This window comes from Pedobacter kyonggii, from assembly GCF_004310665.1.
Taxonomy (GTDB): Bacteria; Bacteroidota; Bacteroidia; order Sphingobacteriales; family Sphingobacteriaceae; genus Pedobacter; species Pedobacter kyonggii.
This window is the reverse complement of record NZ_SIXF01000001.1, coordinates 142,632-155,673: the sequence shown is the minus strand read 5'-3', so window position 1 is coordinate 155,673 and position 13,042 is coordinate 142,632. Positions and strand designations below refer to the sequence as shown.

Sequence of the window (13,042 nt, the reverse complement as noted above, 5' to 3'; positions counted from 1 at the left end):
AAAGTATAAATAAACCTCGTTTTAGGAAACGACCAGTACTCCTTCTTAGCTCAGCTGGTTAGAGCATCTGACTGTTAATCAGAGGGTCGCTGGTTCGAGCCCAGCAGAGGGAGCCAAAACCCGCAACGAAAGTTGTGGGTTTTTTGCATTTAGGGCTGGGCGAGAAGTTTATCCCGATTTTTACATCGGGGAGCCCAGCAGAGGGGGGCAATGTTTTTAGCTGATTTTCAAATCGTTGAATATTGTAAATGAAGGCTGGTTTTTGGTTCGAGCCCATTTTCGTACCCATACCGTGCAAAGCCTTTAAAATTTTTAAGTTTGCTTCACTAACATCTTATTAACAAATAAGTTATAGTTTATATTATGTGTTTTTTTTGGTTCGATGCTGTTAAACTCTAAGGGATTGCAGATTTTGCTTGCATTATATAGTTTAAATGAGTGTTCTGAAAAGAAATACACCAGGTCAATATATTTTTCTGCTTCTTCAACTGAAAGAATTGTGCCTTTAGCCTTGAAGTCTTCGATTACCTTTTTAGTGGTTAAGGATCTTATTAGTTGACTTTCCATTATGGTGAGATTTGGTAAACAATACGATAATTTAATATTTTGTGATTGTTTTTTCAGAACTCCTATAATGTAGGAATTATTCAAATTCGCTCCCGGTATTCCTTTGGCGTTACCCCAAGCAATTTTTTTACATAGCGTGTAAAGAATGAACGGCTTGAAAAATCCATTTCATCGGCTATTTCGGAGATATTAAGGTTCTTATTTTGCAATAGGATTATAATACGCTCTTTTGCGTTGCGCTGTATCCATTCAGATGCGGTTATTGCAGTATTAACCTTGCAGATATGATTTAGGTATTTGGGCGTGATATTAAGCTGATCACTGTAGAAGCGCACTTCCCTCTGCGTCATGCAATGTTGCTGTACCAATTGTATGAACTGTTCGTACAGGGTTCCGCTTTGCAAGCTTCGCTTTCTTCTGTCGAGTTCGTCCTCAAAAATGTGCCACATTTCCAGCAAGAAAATTTGCATTTGGAGTTTGAGCGCTTCCTCGTAGAACCGGTGGCCTGTTTCCTGTGACATATCATATAGCAACTCAAAATTTTTCAGAATCTTCTCCTTGTCTTTTTTATCCGGATGCAAAATCGGATATTCTTTGGAATGTATAATGCTGTCGATACTCGCCGTGGCACTCGGCAAACTTTCTGTAAGCAGATCGCTATCGACAAACAAAATCGTTGCCCTGAAACTTGTTGAGAAAGACAAGTCCGAAACATTAATGCCTGCCAACCAAAAGACAAACTCGCCTTTTTTACTTTGATATTGCTTGCCATTAAAGACAAATTTCAGGCTCCCACTTTGACAATAAATATGTGTATGAAACCGGATATTAAAATCCACTGGGAATTCACTTCCCGATACCGCTTTGCAGAGCATAACTTTTTGATTTGCTGCCATATTAAGTAAAAATATAACTATTAGTTGATAATAGGTAATATTTGACATTACTTGCGAAATAAATGTAACATAACACCTTTTAAAACCTTTTATCTTTGGCTTATAAAAATTATGGTTATGAACACAAAGGATATTTTCGAAAGGTTACGCAATGGGGAAATTATTTTACCGAACGATCCAGATGCTTATAAAATGATGGAAGCTTCTTTTGCAACAAAAAAGCTTTTGGTCCAAATGAATAACACAACTGAGCCTGAAGAAATCAGAAGCTTTTTAAGCCAAATTACAGTTTCACAAATTGACAGAACTGTTAATGTATTTACGCCTTTGCACATCAATTACGGAAGGCATACAAAAATTGGTAAAAACGTATTCATCAATTTCGATTGTGTATTCTTGGATCTGGGCGGAATTACCATTGAGGACGATGTATTTATTGCTCCGAAAGTAAGTTTGTTATCCGAAGGGCATCCAACCTCAAGCGAAGAACGGCATTCGTTAATTCCGAAGGCTATCCACATCAAAAAAAATGCCTGGATTGGTGCAGGAGCAACCATACTTCCGGGTGTAACCATTGGCGAAAATGCGGTTGTTGCCGCTGGAGCAGTTGTCTCAAAGGATGTTGCTCCGAATACAATTGTCGGAGGAGTTCCGGCAAAGTTTATTAAAAACATTTAACTATGAAAAAATCAATTCTTATTGCACTAATTGCAATCCTTTCTTATGGTTCCGTAAGCGCACAATCAACATCAAATTCAGTACAGATGAAAGAAATATCAGGAAAAAAATATACCACATTTAAGGTGAGTGACAAGGTAACTATGTATGCGGTTAGGTTCAAGAACCAATATCAGATGGCAGCTGCGGGGCACCTTTTTATCCCCAATGACATGGACAGAAAAACAAAGAACCCTGCAATTATTGTCGGTCACCCGATGGGGGCGGTAAAGGAACAAAGTGCCGATGTATATGCTTCAAATATGGCAGAACGTGGATTTATCACCTTGGCCATCGACCTTTCTTTCTGGGGCGAAAGTGAGGGCGAACCACGTAATGCGGTCTTGCCTGATGTATATGCGGAGGACTTTAGCGCAGCTGTTGACTTTTTGGGAACCCGTGATTTTGTTGACAGGAAAAATATTGGTGTGATTGGCGTTTGTGGCAGTGGGAGTTTCGTGATCAGTGCTGCAAAGATCGATCCGAGGATGAAAGCTGTCGCAACGGTTAGTATGTATGATATGGGATCGGCCAACCGTAATGCGCTGAACCATTCACAAACGCTGGAACAGAGAAAGCAGATCATTGCTGATGCAGCGGAACAGCGGTATGCCGAATTTATAGGTGGAGAAACTAAATATACTGGCGGTACGGTTCTAAAATTAGAGGCAAACACACACCCAATTCAACGTGAGTTTTTCGATTTTTACAGAACTTCCCGTGGAGAATATACGCCAAAAGGGGCATCTAAAGAAACCACAACAAAACCGACCCTGAGCAGTAACACCAAGTTCATGAATTTCTATCCTTTCAACGACATAGAAACTATTTCTCCTCGCCCAATGTTGTTCATTACTGGAGACCAGGCACATTCGAAAGAATTTAGCGAAGATGCCTACAAAAGAGCAGCAATGCCCAAAGAGCTGGTTTATGTGAAAGGTGCAGGCCATGTAGACCTTTACGATAAAACCGATCTAATCCCATTTGATAAACTGGACGCATTCTTCAAAACACACTTAAAATAAGAAGAGGATGAAAAACTTAATAACAAGCCTGATCCTATTTACCTCCCTGTCGTTAGGTATGGTAAGCTGTGACAAGGACAATAACCCTACCTTAATCCCAGAAAATGGAAATTCTAATGTAACTATTACCAATCCAACAGGAAGTAAGATGAAAATAACAATAGGCTCTGCTGTTTTTACGGCTACACTCTATGATAACCCGTCGGTAACCGCCTTCAAGACAAGGTTGCCACTTACTATTAACATGGAGGATTTGAATGCAAATGAGAAATTTTACTATTTCTCCAGCAACCTGCCGACCAGTGCAGCCGTGGGTGGAAATATACAGGTGGGAGACCTGATGTTGTATGGAAACAATTGTCTTGTACTTTTCTACAAGGGGTTTAATACCTCATACAGTTATACAAGGCTGGGCAAGATTGATGATGTTGCAGGTCTTGTCTCTGCACTGGGTGCGGGAAATGTGACCATAAAATTTGAGAATAATTAAAACGAAATCATGATGAAAATAAGTTTAAAATCTGTTGTGCCAATTATATTTGCTTCAATAACGATACTATCGTGCAGCAATCAAAATCAGGAAAAAATTAATACAGATAAAAAAGAACTGGCTGAAATTTTCCCGAAGGGAGAAAAGGGTTCTAGCGAAACATTTACGGGCAATGCGTATCCTACGGCCTTGGTAAATTCAGATAGTATTTACAATACCGTAGTTGGAAATGTGTATTTCGAGCCTGGCGCAAGAAGCAATTGGCACAGTCATCCTGCGGGTCAAATTTTAATTGTAACTGACGGAATTGGCTATCACCAGATCGAGGGAAAACCCATTGAGATCATCAAAAAAGGCAGCGTCGTAAAATGTCCGCCAAATGTGCGTCATTGGCACGGAGCAAGTGCTGATGTAGGATTACAACAATTGTACATTGTTCCCAACACCGAAAAAGGAATTGTAAATTGGAATGAGGCGGTAACAGATGAAGTGTATAAAAGTCCCAAGTAAATTGATTTAAGAATTATTCTAGTTCAGCTACATTGATTTTTTGCAAATAATAAAAGTATATTTTTGTATTAATTAATTTGTATCCTTCTCATTTAAAAAATAGAATTTATGAAAAGAAAATATCCAATACTTAACTTGTTCGCTTTAATTTTTATTTCGTTAACAATGATAGGAACAGCCAAGGCACAGAATGACAATAGAAAATTTCGCATTGCAAAAATACAAGTCTATCCTCAATATCTTGAAGAATATAAGGCAGCACTCGCTGAACATGCAAAAGATGCAGTCTTATTAGAACCCGGGGTATTGGCACTTCAAGCGGTTTACGACAAGTCTAATCCCCGAAATGTCACTGTTTTTGAGGTCTACGCAAACGAAGAGGCCTATCAAATACACTTAAAAACTAAGCATTTCTTGAAATATAAAAATGGCACGTTAAAAATGGTAAAGTCTCTGGATCTTGTTGAAGTTGCCCCAATTGGTATCGAAATTAAGAACGTGCTTTCAAAGCAATGATTTTTCAACTAAAACGTAAATCTTAAATACTACTAGATGAACACCATAGAAATATTCCCTATAGGTGAACCGCTATCCAATGATTGGTTTACCGGCAATGCTTTTTTATGCCCATTAGTCAGCAAAGACAAGAACAATGAATTTTCGGCTGGAAACGTAACCTTTGAACCTGGAGCAAGAACCAATTGGCATACCCACCCGAAGGGTCAGGTGCTGATAGTTATTGAAGGTAATGGTTTTTATCAGGAACAAGGCGGTAGTGCACAACCGATAAAAAAAGGTGACGTGGTAAATATTCCTGAAAATGTGACACATTGGCACGGGGCATCCGCTACAACCAAAATGGTACACATTGCCATTACCAATTTCGTGGATGAGACACAGGTAACGTGGTTACATCCTGTATCCAACGAAGAATACAATGAAGTAGTTAAGTAAGAGACTTTCAGATAGTAAGGCCGTAATAAATAGGCTCTGGTTTGTGATATTTTCAAATTAAGAGCAGTATGCTTAAATTATTCTAAAGGATTTTCGTTAATTTTTGCGATTCTCGTAAGGTTATCAAGTAGGTTTCTGGAAAAGTACTCAGTCTCGGGAGCCAATGCCCTTCACGATATCGTGAAGGGCATTTTTGTTTTTAGCTGATTTTTAAATCGTTGCATACGGTAAATGAAGGCCGATTTTTGGTTCGAGCCCAGTGTCCGCACCCATACTGTGCAAAGACTTTAAAATTTTCAAACTTGCTTCACTAATGCCTTCTTAGCGGATAAGTTATAGTTTATATTATGTGGTTTTTTTGGTTCGATGCTGTTAAACTCTAAGGGATTGCAGATTTTGCTTGCATTATATAGTTTAAATGAGTGTTCTGAAAAGAAATACACCAGGTCAATATATTTTTCTGATTCTTCAACTGAAAGAATTGTGCCTTTAGCCTTGAAGTCTTCGATTACCTGTTTGGCTGTAAGAGATTTTGCACCTTGATTTTCCATGATTTCCTATATAAGTTTTTAAATTCTAATTTATTTAACTGTAGTTCAATACCTTAGTTATATTAATCGTAATTTTACAATTAATATTTTGAAATAATAAACAAACATCGTAATATTGCGATATAAAATTATGGGACTTACAAGATCAGAAATATTTACCGATGAGCAGAACAAGCTTTCAACATTGCTAAAAGCAATTGCGCATCCCGCTCGTATTGCCATCCTACAAAGGATTATAATCTCCAACACTTGTATCTGTGGCGACCTAGTAGGCGAACTTGGACTGGCGCAGGCAACCATATCACAGCACTTGAAGGAGCTAAAAACTGTTGGGATCATACAGGGAACGATAGAGGGTGTCAGCGTTTGCTATTGTATCAATCCCAAAACATGGAAGCTTCTGGAAGACCAGCTTGGAGCTTTCCTAGGTTCATATAAGGGTGAAACAACCTGTTGTTAACCTTTTTTGTCCCTGTCAATCGTTAAATTGCAATAATACTTTAAATAATACATATCATGAAATTATCAGAAATAAAAGAAATCTTAATAAGCGCAGAAAGCGTTAATTTCCAGTTAGAAGATGGCACTACCGTTCCTGAACATTTCCATGTTACGGAGGTAGGAATCATTACAAAAGATTTTATCGACTGTGGCGGTAAGGTGCGTCATGAAAAGGTGGCAAACTTTCAGTTGTGGGATGCCAATGACTATGAGCACCGTTTGAAAGCGGGTAAACTTTTAGGGATTATTTCCCTTTCGGAAAAGGTATTGGGTATGGAGGACTTGGAAATTGAAGTTGAATACCAATCGAACACTATCGGAAAGTATGACCTTGGTTTTGATGGTACAAACTTTCTGCTTCTTGCCAAACAGACTGCCTGCCTGGCAAAAGAGGCCTGTGGCGTGGAGGATGCGCCAAGAAATGGAATAGTCAACCTAGCAGGTGCAGCGAACAGTTGTACCCCTGGAGGAGGTTGCTGCTAAATATTTATGGAAATACGAAATCTATTGGCTTCCGACTGGGAAGCAGTCAAGTTAATCTACGAAAAGGGCATTGGTACAGGTAATGCTACATTCCAGACCAGCGCCCCGTCTTGGGAAGAATGGGACAGCTCGCATCTAGCCGGTTGTAGAATTTTGGCTGATGAAGTAGGAAAGGTTGTTGGATGGGCGGCACTGACACCAGTATCTTCACGTTGCGTGTATGCAGGAGTAGCGGAAGTTAGTGTATATGTTGATCCTGCATTTTCTGGAATAGGTATCGGTCTTACACTTTTGGACCGCCTTGTTAATCTGATCGAAGCTGAGGGAATATGGACACTACAGGCTGGAATTTTTCCCGAAAACATTGCCAGCCTTCGGATCCATGAAAAAGCCGGATTTAGAATACTTGGAACAAGGGAGAAGATCGGTAAACAGGATGGAATCTGGAGGGACACGGTTCTGCTGGAAAGAAGAAGTAAAGTTATTTTGTAAGTAAATAGATCAGCAAACAACCATGAGTGCAAACAATTGTGCCCCCGTAATAGAAAGAAAAAAACTAGGTTTCCTAGACCGCTACCTTACCCTTTGGATATTTATAGCTATGGCAATTGGTGTAGCTGTTGGTTATTTTATTCCATCATCTTCAGGCTTCATCAATTCCTTTTCCAGTGGCACCACCAACATTCCTCTAGCCATCGGCCTGATACTGATGATGTACCCGCCCCTGGCCAAGGTAAAATACGAGAAGATGGGCGAAGTATTTAAGGATACCAGGGTATTGAGCGTTTCATTGGTACTTAATTGGGTGATTGGCCCACTTTTAATGTTCTTCTTGGCCATTACTTTTTTAAGGGATTATCCCGAATATATGGTCGGCCTTATACTGATCGGTCTTGCAAGATGTATCGCTATGGTTGTGGTATGGAACGAACTTGCAGAGGGCAACAGGGAATATGCCGCTGGACTTATTGCGCTGAACAGCATCTTTCAGGTTTTGCTCTACAGCGTTTTCGCTTATGTTTTCATCACCGTACTGCCGCCATATTTTGGACTTAAAAGCCTAGAAGTAGATATAACGATTGGAGAGATTGCCAAAAGTGTGGGCATCTATTTGGGACTGCCTTTTGCAATGGGTATTATCAGTAGGTATACCCTGATCAGACTTAAAGGTGAAGACTGGTTCCAAAACAAGTTCGTGCCGTTTATATCGCCAATCACTTTGATCGCTTTGCTGTTTACCATTGTAATTATGTTCAGCCTAAAGGGTAACCTGATCGTGCAGATACCAATGGATGTAGTCCGTATCGCCATACCTCTGGTGATTTATTTCTCTATCATGTTCGTAGTAAGCTTTTTTACTGGCAAGTACTTTGGTGCAGATTATTCAAGAAGCACTTCGATTGCCTTTACCGCCACCGGGAATAATTTTGAGCTGGCCATTGCTGTTGCCATTGGGGTATTTGGCATTAACTCGGGACAGGCTTTTGCAGGGGTCATAGGCCCATTGGTTGAAGTGCCAGCACTGATTGCTCTGGTCAACCTTGCATTCTGGTTCAGGAAAAAATACTATCGCACACAAGAAACCAACAATTAAGAAAACCAACAACTATATTATGAAAATTGCTTTATTCTCTGACATCCATGCCAATCTTCCGGCGCTGGAAGCATTCTTTAAAGACGTTGAAACCAGAAATACCGATGCCATCTATTGTTTGGGCGACCTTGTCGGCTATAACATCTGGCCGAATGAGGTGATTGATGAAATCCGAAAACGAGGCATTCCCACCATAGCAGGGAATTATGATTGGGGCATTGGCCGTTCAAGTGACGATTGCGGTTGTGCCTATAAGACCGATGAAGAAAAAGCAATGGGAAAAGTTTCCATTTCCTACACAAATGAAGTGGTAAAAGATAAACAGCGTGCTTACCTCAGAACGCTACCTGCCCATATCAGATTGGAATATCAGCTTAACCATGACAAGCGCAATATCCTTTTTGTACACGGCAGCCCAAGAAAGGTAAATGAATACCTCTTTGAGGATCGTGATGAGAAAAGCATGTTAAGGATCTTGGAGCAGGCAGAAGCCGACATTATGTGTTTTGGTCATACCCACCAACCTTATCACCGCATTTTAAATTCTGGAACGGATGGCAGTGATCATTTCAGGCATGCAATAAACATTGGTTCGGTTGGCAAGCCAAAGGATAAAGACCCTCGGGGCGGATATGTCATCCTGACCATTAATCCCGACAGCACGGTCACTGATAAGGACAGTATTAAAGTTGAGTTTATCCGTTTTGAATATGATATAGAAAAAGCGGCGAAAGCGGTGGAAGACAGTCCATTGCCAAACGAGTATGCAGACATGTTACGCAACGGATAGGCCATGAGGATAGCGCTTTTTTCTGATATACATGCTAATCTTCTAGCTTTCCAAGCTATGCTAAAAGATATGGACAGTCAAAGACCTGATGCTGTTTATTGCCTCGGAGATTTGGTTGGTTACCACATATACCCTAATGAAGTGATTGATGAAATAAGGAGACGGGGCATACCTACGCTTAAGGGCAATCACGATGAAAAGGTTGAAAACATAATCACTAATGCAGAAAGCCATATTGAACCAGGCAAGAAATACGCATATCATTTGATCCGTGAAGATAACAGAGAATATTTAAGGACACTTCCAGCTCATATCAAACTTGAATTTAAAATGAATAACGAAAAGTTCAACCTGGTATTTGCACATGGAAGTACTCGACATATTGATGAATATGTGCTAGTGGACACAGATGAAAATTATGTATTACAGATGATGAAGGAAGCGGATGCTGATCTACTTTTTGTGGGGCATTCACATAAGCCATACCATCGCATTATACAAACTGATGGCAGATTCAAACACGTTGTCAATCTTGGCTCGATTGGAAAACCTAAGGATGGTGATCCAAGGGGATGTTATGTAATGGTCACAATAGATAATGACACTACAACATTAACCAGTAATCGCCTAAAGGTAGCATTCAGAAGAGTTGAATATGATGTGGAAGCCTCTGCAAAATCAATCGAAGACAGTCCACTTCCTAATGAATTTGCCCAATCGCTAAGAGAGGCCAAGTAGATGATTTTTAATGAATTTTTTTGTGCTAAATTTCGATTTTTTTAATTAATTATCTCAATAATTACATTATTCTAATTCATTTTCATCAATCCTTGAAATTCTAGTAAGGTCATCAAGTAGATTTCTGGAAAAATAAATAGGCTCGGGAGCCAAAACCCGCAACGAAAGTTGTGGGTTTTTTGCATTTAGGGCTGGGCTGGAAGTTTATCTTGAGCGCAGACGAAGGGAGCCCAGCAGAGGGAGCTCAACTTCACAGCCTGTGAAGAATTAAAAAACCCCAATTATAGCAATAGGATGGGGTTTTTACTTACAGAGAGGTATAAAAAATTACTAGATATTAACACGAAAATTGCTCAGCGTTTATCAAACAAAATGGTGGCGACTTATCTCAATATTTCACAGGAAACATTGAGCAGGCGAAAATCAAAACCATAATTTCAGGTAACCATATCAACGCCACTTAGATGATTTTTTAAAGAAATTCCACATGTATTCATTGATATCCAGGTCATTTGTTGTTTGGCCGAGTGGATAACCAATATTAAATGGATCTCTGCCGGGCCAGGTGTGGCCACCATTAATAATGGTTACAAGGACAACAGAACTAAGATCGTCCCTAACTTCTTTTATGGTCACAGATGTCCCATCTTTCCTATCTGAATCAAATGACCTGTTTTTTTGCGCATGCACAGGGAGCTTATTATGGGCCACCCAATAATCAAAAGTTGAAATAGCCGAACTATATGCCAGGTTTTTGCCATCTATCTAGTAAAGATTTAGCGTAAAAATAAAAAAGCGGCCCTATAAGCAACAGGGAAGCTAGACCTATAAATATCAGTTCAAGGTGAATGTGATCGGCAAATTTCAGTATGATGGACTTGCCTATTCGAAACGATAATACAAGAAAGAGAAAACTTAGTAGTCTATTAGCGACTGCTAATCCCTTTTTAGCCACTAGAAAGTACATTGAAATGAGGAAACCGTGAAGAACACCCAGTCCACTGATTAGAACAAGAAAAATATTTGTAATCGACATTTATAGTAATTTGATAGGACTGATTGCGGGTGCTAATTTAATGAGCAAGAAGTAATTAATTGAAAATTATAAAAAAATAAAATCATGGAAAAATTTGAGAAGGTAAAACAGTTAATTTCCGATATCGAAGCAGATGCAGGAAAGCTCTATAACTCCAAGAATGGTGCTGACTGCTTGTATTATGGAATATTATACTTTAGTGCATCTTCTCTAAAAACCTAAAGCATGAAAAGTATTCAATTGGTATTAACCAAGCCATGTGCACAACAATGGAGCGACATCGAGCGAGCGGATGGGAACCATCATTGTAGCCTTTGCGAAAAAAATATTCTGGATCTTACGGCCAAATCGGATAGAGAACTAATCGATTTCTTTCAAAATAAAAATGATAATGTTTGTGGACGGGTACTTGCCAGTCAGTTAAATCGGGATCTTGTTTTGCCTTCATCAAGGCTTAACTGGCATTGGTTAGTACCATTTGCTTTAAGTACATTTATGGTTAGCCCGGCTCAGGCACAAAATTTAAAATCTGCTATAGTGAATAAGGATCAACATCCTAAACCTTCTTCATCATCGATTGAGTTATCACATACACCACCTCCTTTAGTTATTTTGATTACAGGTAGGGTAGTGAATAATTTAAATGGCCATCCGTTAAGCGGAGTAGAGATCAGGAAAAAGGGTGATGAAAAGGTGTTGGCCATAACAGATACAACGGGCACATTTGAACTTAGTATACCTGATAAAGATGCCTTATCTAAGTTCGTCTTTAATGTGCCAGGCTTTTCGAAGGTGGAGACTTACATCAATGACAAAATTGTGGTGAAGTTAAGTGCTGAGCGCATGATCATGCTGGGGGCCGTTTCAACAGTATCAATAAATCAAAAGCCGCTTTACTATGTTTACGGCGGTAATAAAAGCTGTATCATCGATTCTTCCAGGATGAATGAAATATCGCCTGATTGGATCGAGAAAATAGAAGTACTAAAAGATGCAAAGACAACAGCGATATATGGCGTTAAAGGCGCTAATGGCGTAATATTGATTGAGATTAAAAAAGAATACATAAAGAAGTTCAATTTCTTGAAATAGGAACAATTAATTGATCTTAACATCCCGATAAGACCAAATTTTAGCGAAATAAAAGGAACTCAAACAGGATCAATCGGAATCGTTGCTGAGAATCGGAGTATTAAGCATAAGTCTTGGATTACCTGGGTAAAAAACCTATATTTTTACCGAAAAAAAACATGAAAATATCTATTCTAACATTGCTACTCACGTTTGTTACAACTTTTTCTTTTAGTCAGGAGAATAATAGTTACAAATCATCATTAACAAAACTAATACAAGTATCAGGTTCAGAGGCTGCTTACAAAGGTATTTTAGATCAAATGGTTTTTATGTTTAAACAGCAGCAATCAAATGTTCCTAAAGAGTTTTGGGATGAGTTTACTATTGAAGTAAATAAAAATGCAATAGATCAGCTTGTTAACCTGGTTTTGCCAATATACCAGAAGCATTTAACAGAAGCAGATCTTCTAGGTGTAATTGCTTTTTATGAGACACCTGCAGGTAAAAAATTCGCTGAAAAAACACCTCTGATTACTCAGGAATCCATGCTTGCAGGTCAGGAGTGGGGTAAGCAAGTAGGCCAAAAAGTGGTAGACAGGCTTAAGGAGAAGGGGTATTTGAAAGAATAGCTGCTAACGATACCGGTTCTTCCCCACTTTTGGTGGTAGGCTAAATGCTATACCAGAAATGGATGATCCTTGGTCCATCCACAGTACTTTACAACCGCTTTTTTAAGCGAATTTCATTTGGGTCAATTTCACTACCGAAAGTGGGAAAGAACCAGTTTGAAGCGGAATGATGTGTCGCTTTGAAACGGAACGAGCAGCCATTTCCCTGAAATACCCATAATAGATTGCTAAATTTGCTGTTCAAACTTACTTCTGTTAGAATGTCGCCATCATCCCAGCTTAAGGTTGAATCGTGAGCTAAGCTTATTTCTGCCGATATCCAGTCATTTATTTTTTTCATCCACATGGGAAAGGTATGTGATTGCATATATCCAATCAAACAGGTTTTTACCACATCCTTATCATGCCTACAATTTTTAAATCTTTCGATACACTTGAATTTCTAGCCTGCTTGTTTTGTTCATATTCTCCAATCGCATACTTGTAT

Annotated in this window: 19 protein-coding genes and 1 tRNA gene; 16 read left to right on the top strand and 4 right to left on the bottom strand. The window is 39.1% G+C overall.

Going from position 1 to position 13,042, the window contains the following annotated elements:
- The first annotated feature begins 39 nt into the window (after positions 1-39).
- Positions 40-116, top strand: a tRNA-Asn gene (locus EYS08_RS00650).
- Between the two features lie 196 nt (positions 117-312).
- On the opposite strand, the gene EYS08_RS00645 is transcribed toward EYS08_RS00650, so the two are convergent.
- Entirely contained in the window at positions 313-567 is a 255-nt protein-coding gene (locus EYS08_RS00645; protein ID WP_131027944.1) for a hypothetical protein, read from the bottom strand.
- A gap of 80 nt (positions 568-647) precedes the next feature.
- Complete coding sequence (locus EYS08_RS00640) at positions 648-1,463, bottom strand: helix-turn-helix domain-containing protein (protein ID WP_244215821.1); 816 nt, start codon at positions 1,461-1,463, stop codon at positions 648-650.
- A gap of 117 nt (positions 1,464-1,580) precedes the next feature.
- On the opposite strand from EYS08_RS00640, the gene EYS08_RS00635 reads away from it, so the two are divergent.
- The 6 genes from EYS08_RS00635 to EYS08_RS00610 all read left to right on the top strand — a co-directional run bounded on the left by EYS08_RS00635 (position 1,581) and on the right by EYS08_RS00610 (position 5,159).
- Positions 1,581-2,141 carry a DapH/DapD/GlmU-related protein gene (locus EYS08_RS00635; protein ID WP_317130065.1) on the top strand — a complete coding sequence of 187 codons (561 nt, stop codon included), beginning with the start codon at positions 1,581-1,583 and terminating at the stop codon, positions 2,139-2,141.
- Between the two features lie 2 nt (positions 2,142-2,143).
- The gene (locus tag EYS08_RS00630) at positions 2,144-3,205 is read left to right on the top strand and encodes an alpha/beta hydrolase (RefSeq protein WP_208745759.1); all 1,062 of its coding nucleotides are present in this window, start codon (positions 2,144-2,146) and stop codon (positions 3,203-3,205) included.
- Positions 3,206-3,212: 7 nt separating this feature from the next.
- Positions 3,213-3,695: a cyclophilin-like fold protein gene (locus tag EYS08_RS00625; protein WP_131027941.1), complete on the top strand. Its 483-nt coding sequence runs from the start codon at positions 3,213-3,215 to the stop codon at positions 3,693-3,695.
- Positions 3,696-3,704: 9 nt separating this feature from the next.
- Entirely contained in the window at positions 3,705-4,205 is a 501-nt protein-coding gene (locus EYS08_RS00620) for a cupin domain-containing protein (RefSeq protein ID WP_244215820.1), read from the top strand.
- Positions 4,206-4,313: 108 nt separating this feature from the next.
- A complete protein-coding gene (locus EYS08_RS00615) occupies positions 4,314-4,721 on the top strand; it encodes a putative quinol monooxygenase (RefSeq protein ID WP_131027940.1) in 408 nt (135 codons plus the stop codon).
- Between the two features lie 36 nt (positions 4,722-4,757).
- On the top strand, positions 4,758-5,159 hold the full coding sequence (locus EYS08_RS00610; protein WP_131027939.1) for a (R)-mandelonitrile lyase: 402 nt from the start codon (positions 4,758-4,760) through the stop codon (positions 5,157-5,159).
- Between the two features lie 296 nt (positions 5,160-5,455).
- Here EYS08_RS00610 and EYS08_RS00605 read toward each other — a convergent pair whose 3' ends face one another.
- Positions 5,456-5,710 carry a hypothetical protein gene (locus EYS08_RS00605; protein ID WP_131027938.1) on the bottom strand — a complete coding sequence of 85 codons (255 nt, stop codon included), beginning with the start codon at positions 5,708-5,710 and terminating at the stop codon, positions 5,456-5,458.
- A 130-nt stretch (positions 5,711-5,840) separates the two neighbouring features.
- On the opposite strand from EYS08_RS00605, the gene EYS08_RS00600 reads away from it, so the two are divergent.
- From EYS08_RS00600 to EYS08_RS00560, 9 genes are all read left to right on the top strand, one after another.
- Positions 5,841-6,170: an ArsR/SmtB family transcription factor gene (locus tag EYS08_RS00600; RefSeq protein ID WP_131027937.1), complete on the top strand. Its 330-nt coding sequence runs from the start codon at positions 5,841-5,843 to the stop codon at positions 6,168-6,170.
- A gap of 56 nt (positions 6,171-6,226) precedes the next feature.
- Positions 6,227-6,694 (top strand): DUF6428 family protein, encoded by a 468-nt coding sequence (locus tag EYS08_RS00595; protein ID WP_131027936.1) that lies wholly within the window; start codon positions 6,227-6,229, stop codon positions 6,692-6,694.
- 6 nt (positions 6,695-6,700) lie between these two features.
- Positions 6,701-7,186, top strand: coding sequence for a GNAT family N-acetyltransferase (locus tag EYS08_RS00590; protein WP_131027935.1), 486 nt, complete (start codon positions 6,701-6,703; stop codon positions 7,184-7,186).
- 22 nt (positions 7,187-7,208) lie between these two features.
- Positions 7,209-8,288 (top strand): ACR3 family arsenite efflux transporter, encoded by a 1,080-nt coding sequence (gene arsB, locus EYS08_RS00585; RefSeq protein ID WP_131027934.1) that lies wholly within the window; start codon positions 7,209-7,211, stop codon positions 8,286-8,288.
- Between the two features lie 19 nt (positions 8,289-8,307).
- Positions 8,308-9,078 carry a metallophosphoesterase family protein gene (locus EYS08_RS00580; RefSeq protein WP_131027933.1) on the top strand — a complete coding sequence of 257 codons (771 nt, stop codon included), beginning with the start codon at positions 8,308-8,310 and terminating at the stop codon, positions 9,076-9,078.
- Positions 9,079-9,081: 3 nt separating this feature from the next.
- Positions 9,082-9,816, top strand: coding sequence for a metallophosphoesterase family protein (locus EYS08_RS00575; RefSeq protein ID WP_131027932.1), 735 nt, complete (start codon positions 9,082-9,084; stop codon positions 9,814-9,816).
- A 1,120-nt stretch (positions 9,817-10,936) separates the two neighbouring features.
- Positions 10,937-11,074: a hypothetical protein gene (locus EYS08_RS25610; RefSeq protein WP_165456335.1), complete on the top strand. Its 138-nt coding sequence runs from the start codon at positions 10,937-10,939 to the stop codon at positions 11,072-11,074.
- A gap of 3 nt (positions 11,075-11,077) precedes the next feature.
- Positions 11,078-11,944, top strand: a complete 867-nt coding sequence (locus tag EYS08_RS00565; protein ID WP_131027931.1) for a hypothetical protein — start codon at positions 11,078-11,080, stop codon at positions 11,942-11,944.
- Positions 11,945-12,102: 158 nt separating this feature from the next.
- Positions 12,103-12,555, top strand: coding sequence for a DUF2059 domain-containing protein (locus EYS08_RS00560; protein WP_131027930.1), 453 nt, complete (start codon positions 12,103-12,105; stop codon positions 12,553-12,555).
- A gap of 88 nt (positions 12,556-12,643) precedes the next feature.
- Here the strand turns inward: EYS08_RS00560 and EYS08_RS00555 are convergent, their stop codons facing one another.
- Entirely contained in the window at positions 12,644-12,895 is a 252-nt protein-coding gene (locus EYS08_RS00555) for a hypothetical protein (protein ID WP_131027929.1), read from the bottom strand.
- Positions 12,896-13,042: the final 147 nt, after the last annotated feature.